Consider the following 13,136-nt stretch of genomic DNA (forward strand, 5'->3'; position numbering starts at 1 on the left):
TGCGTCGCTCCGCCGCCTCCGACCTCCCTTTTCCTTTTGTAACGGCTTATCGATGAAGACAGTCTCGTTTCCCCGCGGCACCGCGCACGTTCTCGGTGCGTGCATCCTCCTTGCTCTGGCCGGCGGCGCGCAGGCACAGACGCGCGCGCCTCAGACCGGCGACCTGCTGCGTCAGCTGCCGGCGCCGCCGCAGCCGACGCGTAGCGACGACACCGGCCTGAAAGTCGCCCCGGTCGTCGCCGAAGCCACCAGCGACAGCGCACCGTTCCACGTCACGACGATCGAGGTGACCGGTGCCACGTTGCTTCCGGCGGCCGATGTGCACGCCCTGGTCGCGCCGGGCGAGGGCCGCGATCTCACGCTGTCCCAGCTCAACGAACTGGCGGCGAAGATTACCGCCGCCTATCACGACAAGGGTTACCCGCTGACGATCGCCTATGTGCCGGCGCAGACGCTGTCGGGCGGCACGGTGCGCATCGCCGTGCAGGAAGCACGGCTGGGCAAGGTCACGCTGGAGAATCACAGCACCACGCACGACGGTCCGTTGCAGGCGACGCTCGATCCGCTGAGCAGCGGTATGCCGATCTCCTCGCACGGTTTCGATCGCAGCCTGCTGTTGTTCGGTGACATTCCGGGTGTGACGGAGAGCTCGGTGCTGCGTCCGGGCGACGAGCCGGGCACCTCCGACCTGGCCGTACGTGCGGATGACCGTCCGCGCTACACGGGTCTGGTCGCACTCGACGACTACGGCAACCGATACACCGGCCGCGCGCGGGCGACCGGTACGTTCAGCGTCAACAGCCTGCTGCACCAGGGCGACGTGCTCGATGCCACGGCGCTCAGCGCCGGCTCCAACATGAACTACGGGCGCCTGGGCTACCGCTACCTGCTCAATGGCCAGGGCACCGTGGTCGGCGCGGCGGTCTCCTCGCTCGACTACAAGCTCAAGGGCGATCTGCGCGTGCTCGACGCACACGGCACGGCCCAGGTGGCGAGCGTGTTCGTCAGCCAGCCCATCATCCGTTCCACGGAAGGCAACCTGTACGGTCAGCTCGGCTACGACCGCCGCCGCCTCAACGACATGATCGACATCGTCGACGTGCGTACGCGGCGTCACACGAACGGCTGGACGGCGACGCTCGCCGGCGACCAGCGCGACATGCACGGCGTGACCAACTTCAGCCTGGCCGCGACCTACGGCCGGCTGGGCTTCGGCGACGCATTCGCCGAGTTCGTCGACGCGATCAGCGCGCAGACCAAGGGACACTACCTGAAGTACTCGCTGTCCATCGCCCGGCTGCAGCAGCTGTCGGAGAACAACGCGATCTACGTCGGCTTCCAGGGCCAGTGGGCGAACAAGAACGTCGACACCGCCGAGCAGTTCTATCTCGGTGGCGCCAACAACGTCCGCGGCTACGACACCGGCGCACTGGCCGGCACGCAGGGTCAGATGCTCAACCTGGAATATCGCCGTACGCTGCATCCCGGCATGCCGGGTACGTGGATCGCGATGGCCTTCGTCGACGGCGGTCGCGTATCCATCTACAAGGACACGTTCGCGCCGGGTACCAACAGCGTCCACACGCAGGACGCCGGTCTGGGCCTGCGCTGGCAGGGTGAGAACCAGTGGTCGGTCAGCGCCGACGTCGCCCACCCGATCGGCGCTCGTCCCGCGATCGTCGGCGAGACGCACGACGTCCGCGCCTGGGTACAGATTCAGAAGGGCTTCTGACGCTCGTCCGGCGTGTCGCGGATCGTGATGGCGGCCGCGACCGCCGCCATCACGGCGAGCGTCGCCGACAGCCACATGACGTGGCGAAAGCCGACGACGAAGGCCTCGCCCACCATACGGCGGGCCGCGGCCGAACCGGGCGGCAGCTCGATGCCGGCGAGTTTCGCCTTCTGCGCGAAGATCGTTTCGACGAGCTCGCTGGGCAGGCGCGTATGCATGCGTGCCGACTCCAGCGCCATGTCGAACCCATGCGTCAGCACGACACCGAACAGGGCGATGGCGAGCAGCCCCGCTACGCGCGACACGGCGTTGTTGATGCCGGACGCCGTGCCGGCCAGCGAGGGAGCAAGCGCGTTCATCACGGTGGTGGTCAGTGGCGCGATGGTGATGCTCATGCCGAGGCCGAGCACGACGGCGGCCGGAAAGAAGGTCGTCCAGTACGAGCTGCCCACACCGGGAACCGTGTAAAGCGCGAAGCCGGCGGCAGCCACGGTCGGACCGACGATCAGCGGCAGGCGCGCGCCGACCACGTCCACCAGGCGCCCGCTCCAGCGCGACAGCACGAACATGATGGCGACGAAGGGCAGCAAGGAGGCACCGGCAGCGGTGGCCCCGTAGCCCTGCACCTGAATCAGGTTCAGCGGAACGAAGAACATGCTGCCACCCAGCGCGGCATACAGCAGAAGGGTCAGGATATTGGCACCCGCGAACCGCCGGTCGCGAAAGAGGCCGAGTGGCAGCATGGGCGCGGCGACGCGTCGCTCGACGATGACGAAGGCGATCAGCGCCGCGATGCCGGTGAGTGCCGCCAGCACGACATCGACGGCCGTCCACCCTTCTATCTGTGCTTCGATCAACGCATAAACGATACCCGCGAGACCGACTGTCGCCAGACACGCTCCCGCGATGTCGACCCGGCCCGTCGTCGCGCCACGGCTTTCCGGCACATGGGCGTGACAGATCGCCACCAGCGCGATACCCAGCGGAAGGTTGATCAGAAACGCCCAGTGCCACGACACGTGTTCGACGAGAAAGCCGCCGAGCACGGGACCGATGGCGGCGGTGACGCCACTGAAGGCCGACCATGTGCCGATCGCCGCACCGCGCAGATTTTTCGGGTAGGCCGAGGTGATCAGGGAGAGGCTGCCGGGCACCAGCAATGCCGCGCCCAGGCCTTGCACCGCCCGGGCCCCGACCAGCCAGCCGATGCCCGGCGAGGCCGCGCAGGCCGCGGAGGCGAGGGTGAATACGATGGCGCCGAGCGCGAACACGCGGCGTCGACCGAAGCGATCGCCCAGTACGCCGCCCACCAGCAGGAGTGCCGACAACAGCAGCGCATAGGCTTCCATGACCCACTGCGCATCCGCGGTGTTCGCCTGCATGGCACGCTGAATCGCAGGGAGCGCCACGTTGACGATGGTGCCGTCGACGAAGGCCATGCCCGAACCGACGATAGCGGCGACCAGGGTCCAGCGTCGCGCCGCCGCGGAGCAGGGGACGGCGTCGACCTCGTCTCCGGAGGGATGGTCGGTCGGGCTCATGTGCGAAGGGTAGCGCGTCCTGCGGCGCGCCACCGTGGATCAGAGCAGCCCGGGGATGAGGGCCTTCGTGCGCCGCTTGTAGGCGACATAGCTGTCGCCGAACGTCTCACCGAGCATCCGTTCCTCCATGCGCAGCTTCCGCCAGAACGAAGCGAACAGGATCGCTACGGCGAGGATGACGCGCACGTCTCCGGCCTGGATCGACGAGCCGATGAAGGCCATCAGGATGCCGGTATAGATGGGATGACGGATGTAGCGATACGGTCCGGTTTCGATCAGCTCGTGGTCGTGTTTGATCTGCACCACGCTGCTCCAGTTGCGTCCCAGAATGACGCGAGACCAGATCGCCAGCGCCACGCCCGAGACGGCAAATGCGAAGGCGACGGCGAAGACGGGCACGGTGTGCGGCAGAATCGCCTCACGCAGCCAGGTATGGCCGAACCACTCGCCCGGACCGAGCAGGCCGAAAGCGACCACCAGAGGCAGCCAGTAGAGCGTCAGCCGTGTGAGCCATGGCTCGCCCCGGGTCGCGGTCTTGTTACCCCAGGCGCTCCAGATCCACCACGCCAGCAGTACCCACCAGGCTAGGCTTATGCCGTGCTTCAGCCATTCTTCCGTCGTCATCGTCGTTCTCCCTTTCCCGGAGCATCCTAGGGGGAGGCGGAAGGGAAAGGCACCTGCCGGAAGGCATGTCGATGCGCTCCCGGCCCGCCGCCTGGACAAGCTCCGTCGTCAGGTCGTTGTCATGGACGCCACCGTTTCACGGACGAAGTCGCGATAGCTGCGCGGTGCGCGGCCGAGCACCGAGGTCATGATGCCGTTCGCCGCGGGCTTGGCCAGCATGCCGTCCGCGTGGAACCTCGCGAGCATCAGGCGCAGATCGTACGCCGCCCACGACGGTTGCTGGCGGGCGATGTTGGCTTCGGCGGCATCCAGGTCGTCGCCACCGTAGGCGACGGGACGTCCCAGCGCCTCGCTCCAGATCGCCGCGGCGCCTTCGCCTGTGATCGCGTCGGGACCGACCAGCTCGATGACTTCACGGGGCAGGGCGCCCGATGCGCGACTACGGCGAAGCAACGACGCGGCGGCGACGTCGGCGATATCGCGGGTATCCACCATCGAAACGCCCACCTTGCCCAGCGCCATCGGGTAAACCCCGTGCTGCGCGATGACATCCTTGATGTTGGCGTCGTTCTGCATGAAATACGACGGTCGCAGCACGGTCGCGGGCAGGTCGAACTGCTCGATCGCGCGCTCCACGGCGTACTTCACGGTGAAGTGCGGGACGTCGGTGAAGCGGTCGCCGTTGAGCACCGACAGGTAGACGATGCGCTGGATGCCCGCCTCGCGCGCCAGACCGAGGGTAGCGAGGGCCTGGGTGAGTTCATCGGGGACCACGGCATTCAACAGGAACAGGGTGTCGACGCCCTGCAGCGCGGCGCGCATGGATGGGATGTCGGTCATATCGCCGGCGACGGACTGGACGCCGGCGGGTGCCTTGTACTTCCCGGGTGCACGGGTGAGTGCGCGGACCGGCGCGCCTTCGGCGGCCAGACGTTCGATGACGGCGGAGCCGATGCTGCCGGTGGCGCCAGTGACGAGAATGCTCATGATCGATGCCTTGGTGGTTGGGATGACCACTAATCTCGGTGTTTCGCACATGAGACGAAAGGCGCAAGATCGGGACATCCTGTCTCATCAGCGGAACACCATGGATCTGCATGCCCTCTCGGACTTCAACGCCGTCGCGCTGCATGGTGGCTTCGGTGCGGCCAGCCGGGCCACGGGGCGACCCAAGGCGACCCTGTCGCGACGGGTACGCGAACTGGAGGATGTACTGGGAGCCCGGCTCATCGACCGCGGCGCAAGGCCTTTCCGCCTGACGGACGAGGGGGCGACCCTGCATGCCGAGACGCGCGCCATGCTGGACCGGATCGACGACGTGGCGGCGGACCTCGCATCGGCGTCCGGCGCGCCTCGCGGAAAACTCCGGGTCAGCGCGCCGGTCCTGTTCGCCCATCGCGGGCTGGGCCGGCTGGCGGCGCGCTTCGCACAACGGTACCCCGGCGTGCAGCTGGACGTCGTGATCGACGATCGCTTCGTCGACCCGCTGAAGGACGGTTTCGATCTGGTCATTCGGGCCAACCCTGAGCCCAGCACGGATCTGGCCGGCCGCTGCTTCCTTCGCGACCGGCCGACGGTCGCCGCGGTGCCGTCGCTGACGCGCCCGGCCGACGGCGGCGAGTTCCCGGCCATCGTCCTGCGCGCGGCGCAGGGCGCCGAGCCCTGGCGCGTGAGGGTGACCGATGGCGTGTCCACGCTCACGCCGCGCGAGGTGCTTCGTCTGTCGTCGATGGCGATGATTTACGACGCCGCGCTCGAGGGAATCGGCGCGGCGATCCTCCCCGCGTCGCTCATCCGGAAAGACCTCGAGGAAGGCAGGCTCGTCGAGTGGGGGCGTATCGACGGGCGCGGTCTGGAGGTCTGGGCGTTGTACCCGCCGCAGCGGCATGTCTCCCGTAAAGTCTCCGCCTTCATCGGCATGCTGGTCGAGCAGTTCAGGGATGCGTCGCCGTCGCACTTCGACGATATCTGAGACCCCGGTGCGTTGACACGTGTCGCCGTACCGACGAAAGTCGACCGTCATCCAATGTCGGGAGCGCGCCCTTGAATCGTCGTGACTTCGCGAAGGCGCTTGCCTTCGCCGGCACCATCGGGAGCGGCCTCTGGCCGGTTGCCAGGTCGACAGGGGCTCCGCTCACCGGCACGCGAGCGGGCGTCATCGTCGATCCGGTCCACATGCAGCAGTTGCAACAGTCCTTCCTCGACCTTCGCTTCGGCATGTTCATCCATCTGAATATGGCGACCTTCGAAGAACGCGAATGGGGCGATCCGCTGCTTTCGCCGAAGCTGTTCGATCCGAAGCACCTCGACACCGACCAGTGGGCGCGCGCGGCGACATCCGCGAACATGGGCTACGCGTGCCTGACCACGAAACACCACGACGGCTTCTGCCTGTGGCCGACGAAAACCGGCAGCGCGAACGTCATGCAGTCGTCGTATCCGCACGATGTGGTGCGCCGCTATGTCGATTCGTTCCGAAAGGCCGGGCTCAAGGTCTGCCTGTATTTCTCGATCCTCGACCTGCGTCAGGACATCCGCGCGCGCACCGTCACACCCGAGAAGATCGCGCTGATCAAGGCGCAGCTCACCGAGCTGCTCACGGGCTACGGGCCGCTCACCGCGTTGATTCTCGATGGGTGGAACGCATCGTGGTCGCGCATTTCATATGCTGAGTTACCGTATCGCGAGATCTACGACCTGGTGAAGTCCCTGCAGCCAAACTGCCTGGTGACGGACCATAACGCGGGAAGCTATCCGGGCACGGCGCTCTACTACACGGACATCAAGCAGTACGAGCAGCACGCGGGCCAGAAGATTCCCGCGGATAGTCCGGTGCCGTCGCAGTCAGGTACGACGTTGCAAAGCGACTGGTTCTGGAAGAAGGCCTACCCCACCTCGGAGCTTGCGTCGGCGAAGACCATCGTCGACGACTGGCTGGTGCCGTTCAACGAAAACCATTGCAACCTGATCCTCAACGTCGCGCCCAATCGCGACGGCCGGTTCGACGACAACGCGGTGGCGCGGCTCGCCGAGATCGGTTCACTGTGGAAGAACACGGGCCCGGCGCCGAAGGTGGGTCGCGCGGTGCTCATCACCACGCCCGACCTGGCCGCCGGCAAGCCCGCCTGGGCCAGCGCCAGTGACGAGGCGGTGGGTCCCGATCTCGCGTTCGACGATGATTACCGCTCGTACTGGCTGGCGGACAAGGGGAAGACCGACGGCTGGATCGAGATTCGATCCGAACAGCCGGTGTCGTTCAATACGATATCGATCGTCGAGCCGATACATGCCGATGGCTATGGCGATACTTCCAGGATCACCCGTTACAAGGTGGAGATGGAGCGTGACGGTGGCTGGGTGGAGATCGCCTCCGGCGGTACCCCGGCCCCTTACCAGTTTCACGAGATCGGGCGGGTCACGGCGAAACGGGTGCGACTGACGGTGTTCGGCAGGCAGCCCGGGGTGACGGAGCTGGGTCTGTACGACGAGCCGCGCTGACTGAGTCCGGCCGCACGAGCGATACTGTTCACACCTTTAAAACCAGTCACTTGCCACCATTTAAGAAGGCTGAGCGCCAGCCGTGGAGGTGAGTCATGGCAACCGGATGGGCGGGTGATACCGCCGTACAGGACCAGATCGACGCGACCATCGAAGACGCCATAAAACGGGCGCGCAGCCATATGCCCAGCGGCCCGGGTCTCGAGCACTGCGAAGCGTGCGACAAACCGATCCCGGACGCGCGCCGCAAAGCGGTGCCTGGCGTACGCCTGTGCGTGGCCTGCCAGGAAGAGGCCGATCGCGAGGAAGCCAGCTTCAGCGGCTACAACCGCCGCGGCAGCAAGGATAGTCAGCTGCGTTGACCGCGCCCGGTACAATCGCGGGCTCCCCTGCAGTACCGGCAGCCATGCGCATGCTCGAACACCTGATCCTCGCCCGTCACGGCGAAACCGAATGGAATGTGGCCGGACGCGCACAAGGCCGCGCGGACAGCCCACTTACCGCGGCGGGCATCGAACAGGCACGGTCGCTGGGACGCGTGCTCGCCGCGCGGGGCGTGGAGCACATCGTGACATCCACGCTGGGGCGGGCCATGCACACGGGTGAAGTCGCCGCGGGCATCGTCGGTTGCACCATCACCGTGGACGCGCGTCTGGTCGAGCGGGCCTTCGGGGTGTTGGAGGGCCGTTCGGTCGCGGACGTGTTCGAGGAAGATCCGGCGATGGTCGCGGTGCTGCGTGGCCACGATCCCGCCGTCGCCGCCGTGGGCGGCGAGTCGCTGCATGAGGTGGCGTCACGTGTGCTTGACGCGCTGGCGGATATCGGTGCGTTGCCTTACCGGCGCGTGGCGGTGGTGACGCACGGGCATTGCATGACGGCGACGCTGGGTGCGCTTCTGAACGGTGGCGAGTACGCGAGTTACCGGCATGGCAATTGCGGATACACGCCGCTGGGGGTGAACTCCGACGGGTTCATCGTCGACCGGTGGAACATCAGTCCGGTCGAGGTCGCGACGGCCTGATTATCCCGGATCCTGCATCGTCTCATCCGCATCTCGTCGGATAGTCTTCATTCGCTTCCACCCCTAGCTTGGTAGTCGACCCGTCGCGCATCGCGACGACGCACTCCGAGGTGGGCACCATGAGCAAGACCTGGTTCATTACCGGCACGTCCTCCGGCTTCGGCCGCCTTCTGACCGAAATGCTGCTGGCGCGCGGTGACCGTGTCGTCGGCACGCTGCGCCAACCCGGCGCCCTCGCCGATCTCAAGACGCGGTATGGCGACGCGCTCGATGTCGTCATCATGGACCTGACGGACACAGCGTCGATCCGCGAAGCCGTCCAGAAAGCCTTCGACGGAGGTCGCGTCGATATCGTTGTCAACAACGCGGGCTATGGGCTCTTCGGTGCGGCGGAAGAAGTCACCGACGAGCAGATCCAGCGCATCATCGATACCAATCTCATCGGATCCATCCAGGTCATCCGTGCCGCCATCCCCCGGCTGCGTGAGCAGGGTGGTGGCCGTATCGTGCAGGTGTCGTCCGAAGGCGGCCAGATCGCCTATCCCAACTTCAGCCTGTACCACGCCTCGAAGTGGGGCATCGAGGGCTTCGTTGAAGCGGTGCTGCAGGAGGTCGCATCGTTCGGCATCGATTTCCTCATCGTCGAACCGGGTCCGTCGAAGACCGACTTCGGCAAAGGCCTGGTGACGCCTGAGCCGATGGCCATCTACGACGACACCCCGGTGGGCGAGCTTCGCCGCGGCATCGTGTCAGGCGCCTTCGTCATCCGTGGCAATCCCGAAAAGATGGCGCGCGCGATGATCGAAACCGTGGACCTGGACAAGCCACCACGCCGGCTGGTGCTGGGCGGCGACGCCTACGACCACGTCGAGGCCGGACTCAGCGCGCGCCTCGAGGAACTTCGCACGCAGAAACGTGGCGCATACGACGCCGACGACGACGTAACGGCGTGAACGTGACGACTGCCAGAAAGAGCCACCGCCGGGTGCTGTCATGACATCTTCAAGTCATTGAAATAAAACCATAATATTCGGATTTTCGCTAAAGTCCCGGCACACGGAGCCGATAGGGAGGCACCCCCGCTCTCCCCGAGTGTGTCATGCCCTTTCCTCGCTTCGCCCTGCCGACGCTCACCCTGCGTGCACGTCTTTCGCTTCGTCTCGCCGGCACGATCTTTTTGCTGCTGGCGCTCTGGATCGTCGGCGGGGTGCAGCTTCGCACCGCCGACGACCGCCTGCAGTCCGTGGTGACAGACACGCTGGCGCCCGTCGCCGATGTCGGTCACATCCAGAACGATTACAACGACCTGCTCGATGCGCTGGTGCATGCGACGCTGATGCGGTTGCCCTCCGCCGTCGACGACGCGGTCACCGTGATCGGCAGCAACCGCCATGACATCGACAAACAGTGGAAGTCGCTCACGGCCAGCGGCCTGGGCAAGGCGCAGGCCAAGCTGGTCACCCTGGCTGCCGAACACCGCAAGGCGGCCGATAAGGCGGTCGACGACGTCATCGAGCTGCTCAAGACGGAGCAGTTCGATCTGGCGCAGCTACAGCTTTCAAACGACGTCCAGTCGGCCGTCGGCCCCCTGAAGAGCGACTTCTCCAACCTCTTCGCGCTGGCGCTGGACAACGGCAAGGCCGAAGCCGCGGCACAGCGCGCCGACATTGCGAAGGGTGGCGTTTTCTCCGCCGTATTGCTCGGTATCGCGTTGCTGATCGCCAGCGTCATGGATGTCGCGATCATCCGCTCGCTTGGCCGGCGCCTGCGCCAGGCGGCGGACGTGGCAGCCTCCATCGCCGGTGGTACCCTGGGCACACGCGTCGAGATCGGTCGAGACGATGAGATCGGCAAGCTGCTGTCGTCGCTGGCGGCGATGGATGCCCAGCTCGGCAACGTGGTGACCCAGGTGCGCGACCGCGCCGACCACGTCGCTCACGCAGCCACCGGCATCGCCCGGGGTAACGAGGCGTTGAACGAGCGCACGCGCACGCAGTCCGCGCACGTCGACCTCACCACGGCCTCGATGAGCGAGATGGCTGGCGCGGTCTCGGACGGCCTGGGCCATGCGACCGCCGCCAGCCGTGCCGTCATCGACACCCGTGAGATGACGGACGAGGGCCACCGTGTGGCTCAGGATGCGGTCGGCAACATGCGCGAGATCCAGCGCACCAGCGAGCAGATGAGCGAGATGCTGGATCTGGTGGAGCAGATCGCCTTCCAGACCAACCTGCTCGCACTGAATGCGGCGGTCGAGGCGGCGCGGGCGGGCGAACATGGCCGTGGCTTCGCTGTGGTCGCTTCCGAGGTCCGCGCACTGGCGCAACGCTGCGGCGCAACCGCCAGGGACATTCGTGCCCTGGTCGCGGCCAGCGATGAGGCGGTGCAAGCCGGCGTCGTGTCGGTGGATCGCGCGGGCCAGGTGCTGCACAGCATCGCGGACCGCGTGGTGACCCTCAGCGGTCTCGTCGCCTCGGTGATGGACGCCACCCGTGGACAGAGCGAAGGCATCGCACGCATCGGTGGGGCCATTCGTGGCATCGATGAGACGACACGCGAGAACGCGGCGCTCGTGCAGCAGGCGGCCTCGGCCAGTCACGCGATGCGCGAGAGCGCGGAAATCCTTCGCCGCGAGGTCGCCTACTTCGTGCTGGAAAGCGAGGCGGCGTAACGCTCGCTCACCATCCCGCGGGCATGGACGCCCGACGCGCGGCCGGCTCCTGCCTGCTGGCCGTTGCAACCTTACAAGGTGGTCCGTCAGACGGTCTCGCGGACCGCTTTCAGGGTCTTGTACAACGTCGCGCGCGACAGCCCCAGCAGCGGCGCAACATAGGAAGCGGCGTTGCGCACGTCGAACAGGCCGCGGCTCTCGAGCAGTCGCACGAGGGCCTCGCGCTGCTCGATCGCCATCACCGCCAGCGTCGTGCCGTGATCCGTGAGGAACTGTCCGACGAGATCGTTGACCTCCTCGCGCCAGTCGTTGCGAAAGAGCGCGGAGGGCTTTGCCTCGGTTTCACCGAACCGCAGGAAGTCCTTCGCCATGGCCTGCATCGACTCGAACATGCTGACGTCGACGTTGATGCACAGAAGTCCCACGGCGCGTCGGCGCCCGTCGCGAAGCACGGCGGTGATCGACTTCAGTCGGCGTCCGTCCCAGTTCGTCTTGGAATACGGGCCGATCACCGCTTCGTCCAGCGATTCGATATCGTCCAGTTCCGTCAGCGAGTCATCGCCCGGATGACGCGGCGACAGACGGTTGGCGATGTGACGAATGGTTCCCGTACCGAGATCGTGGATCACGACCTCGGCATGTGGACGCAGCACGGTGGCGATCGCATCGGCGACGGGGACGAAGGCGGCAAGAAAATCGGACATGCGCGGATCATCGCCCGCGGCAATACATCGAGTCCAGTGTGGACATTTCGTCGTGTATCCTCACGTCATCGGAAGGAAGGGACGCATGAAGATCGGCATCGTGGGCTACGGAACGGCGGGGCAGGCCAGCGCCATCCTCTTATCGGAACGCGGGCACGACGTGACCGTTTTCGAAAAGAGTCCGTCGCTGGGTCCCGTGGGCGCGGGATTTCTGTTGCAGCCGACGGGCCTCGCCGTACTGGAACGGATGGGCCTGCTCCCACGCGCGCTCGCGCTGGGTCAGCGTATCGACGAACTCCACGGCGCCACGCCACGCGGGCGGGCGGTCATGGCCATGCGCTATGCCGATCGTCGTGCGGAATGCTTCGGCCTGGGTATGACGCGCGGCGCGCTCTTCGAATTGCTGCGCGAGGCGCATGTCGGCGCAGCTCAGGTACGCACGGGACATCGTATCGTTGCGTACGACCCGACGGCGGGGACGATCCGCGACGAGGCCGGCGCGGTACACGGCCCCTATGACCTGGTGATCGCAGCGGATGGCGCGCATTCCGCCTTGCGAACACACTGCGAAGGCAACGTTCGCCGCGAACGCATGTATCCATGGGGCGCTGTGTGGTGCCTCCTGCGTATCGACGACTGGCATGCGCCCACACACCTGCTGCAGCGCTACGCGGGCACGAAATGCATGATCGGCATGCTCCCCGTGGGTGAACGGCCAGGGCACGAGGGGCGCTGGGTCACGTTCTACTACAGCCTTCCCGGAGACGCGGTCGAACGGTTCGACGATGGTGCCATCGATGGGCTGAAGGCGCAGGTCGCCACGCTGTGGCCCGAGCTCACACCGCACATCGCGCATCTGGACCGGGCGGAACAACTCAATCGTGCCCGCTATCGCGACGTGGTGCTGCGTCAGCCTCATCGCGGCCGCCTCGTCGTCATCGGCGACGCGGCGCATGCCATGAGTCCGCAACTCGGGCAGGGCGTCAACATGGCGCTGCTGGACGCGGCGGCCCTCGCCGAGTGCCTGGATGAACATGCCGATGTCGGGCAAGCGCTCGAGGCGTACCGCGGCCAACGCCACGCGCATGTCCGCATATACCAGCGCATGAGCCGCTGGCTGACCCCGCTGTTCCAGTCCGATTACACGGTGCTCGCGTGGTGGCGCGACCTCTGCTTCGGTCCGCTGGGCAAGGCCCCCGGCGCTCGCCGGCCCATGCTCAGCATCCTCACCGGCGAAGCGGGGCATCGGCGGCGGTCACCCGCTACAAGCGGGACCAAACCGTCGCCATTACATTCGGGCTAGATATATATTCCGCCACTGGGGCGCGGAAAACCGGAAATTCGC

General features: G+C 66.3%; 12 protein-coding genes. 8 read left to right on the top strand and 4 right to left on the bottom strand.

What is annotated here, in order from left to right; all coding sequences use genetic code 11:
* Positions 1–52: 52 nt before the first annotated feature.
* Positions 53–1,732, top strand: coding sequence for a ShlB/FhaC/HecB family hemolysin secretion/activation protein (locus J2X57_RS17365; RefSeq protein ID WP_309869016.1), 1,680 nt, complete (start codon positions 53–55; stop codon positions 1,730–1,732).
* Here J2X57_RS17365 and J2X57_RS17370 read toward each other — a convergent pair.
* The 3 genes from J2X57_RS17370 to J2X57_RS17380 form a co-directional block, all read right to left on the bottom strand.
* Positions 1,717–3,273 carry a DHA2 family efflux MFS transporter permease subunit gene (locus J2X57_RS17370; RefSeq protein WP_309869017.1) on the bottom strand — a complete coding sequence of 519 codons (1,557 nt, stop codon included), beginning with the start codon at positions 3,271–3,273 and terminating at the stop codon, positions 1,717–1,719. The genes J2X57_RS17365 and J2X57_RS17370 overlap by 16 nt on opposite strands.
* A gap of 39 nt (positions 3,274–3,312) precedes the next feature.
* Complete coding sequence (locus tag J2X57_RS17375) at positions 3,313–3,897, bottom strand: isoprenylcysteine carboxylmethyltransferase family protein (RefSeq protein ID WP_079521606.1); 585 nt, start codon at positions 3,895–3,897, stop codon at positions 3,313–3,315.
* A gap of 108 nt (positions 3,898–4,005) precedes the next feature.
* Positions 4,006–4,884: an NmrA/HSCARG family protein gene (locus J2X57_RS17380; RefSeq protein WP_309869019.1), complete on the bottom strand. Its 879-nt coding sequence runs from the start codon at positions 4,882–4,884 to the stop codon at positions 4,006–4,008.
* Between the two features lie 100 nt (positions 4,885–4,984).
* Between J2X57_RS17380 and J2X57_RS17385 the strand changes: the two genes are divergently transcribed.
* From J2X57_RS17385 to J2X57_RS17410, 6 genes are all read left to right on the top strand, one after another.
* Positions 4,985–5,869 (top strand): LysR substrate-binding domain-containing protein, encoded by an 885-nt coding sequence (locus tag J2X57_RS17385; protein ID WP_308845918.1) that lies wholly within the window; start codon positions 4,985–4,987, stop codon positions 5,867–5,869.
* Positions 5,870–5,940: 71 nt separating this feature from the next.
* On the top strand, positions 5,941–7,395 hold the full coding sequence (locus tag J2X57_RS17390) for an alpha-L-fucosidase (protein ID WP_309869023.1): 1,455 nt from the start codon (positions 5,941–5,943) through the stop codon (positions 7,393–7,395).
* Between the two features lie 95 nt (positions 7,396–7,490).
* Complete coding sequence (locus tag J2X57_RS17395) at positions 7,491–7,757, top strand: DksA/TraR family C4-type zinc finger protein (RefSeq protein WP_309869025.1); 267 nt, start codon at positions 7,491–7,493, stop codon at positions 7,755–7,757.
* A gap of 44 nt (positions 7,758–7,801) precedes the next feature.
* A complete protein-coding gene (locus tag J2X57_RS17400; RefSeq protein WP_309869027.1) occupies positions 7,802–8,416 on the top strand; it encodes a histidine phosphatase family protein in 615 nt (204 codons plus the stop codon).
* Between the two features lie 119 nt (positions 8,417–8,535).
* A complete protein-coding gene (locus J2X57_RS17405; RefSeq protein WP_309869029.1) occupies positions 8,536–9,369 on the top strand; it encodes an SDR family oxidoreductase in 834 nt (277 codons plus the stop codon).
* Positions 9,370–9,515: 146 nt separating this feature from the next.
* Positions 9,516–11,087 carry a methyl-accepting chemotaxis protein gene (locus J2X57_RS17410; protein WP_309869031.1) on the top strand — a complete coding sequence of 524 codons (1,572 nt, stop codon included), beginning with the start codon at positions 9,516–9,518 and terminating at the stop codon, positions 11,085–11,087.
* Positions 11,088–11,173: 86 nt separating this feature from the next.
* Here J2X57_RS17410 and J2X57_RS17415 read toward each other — a convergent pair whose 3' ends face one another.
* Positions 11,174–11,791: a PAS domain-containing protein gene (locus J2X57_RS17415; RefSeq protein ID WP_036116757.1), complete on the bottom strand. Its 618-nt coding sequence runs from the start codon at positions 11,789–11,791 to the stop codon at positions 11,174–11,176.
* Positions 11,792–11,876: 85 nt separating this feature from the next.
* Here J2X57_RS17415 and J2X57_RS17420 point away from each other — a divergent pair, with 85 nt between their 5' ends.
* The gene (locus tag J2X57_RS17420) at positions 11,877–13,094 is read left to right on the top strand and encodes an NAD(P)/FAD-dependent oxidoreductase (protein ID WP_309869033.1); all 1,218 of its coding nucleotides are present in this window, start codon (positions 11,877–11,879) and stop codon (positions 13,092–13,094) included.
* The last annotated feature ends 42 nt before the right edge of the window (positions 13,095–13,136 follow it).

Source organism: Luteibacter sp. 1214 (assembly GCF_031455395.1).
Lineage (GTDB): Bacteria > Pseudomonadota > Gammaproteobacteria > Xanthomonadales > Rhodanobacteraceae > Luteibacter > Luteibacter mycovicinus.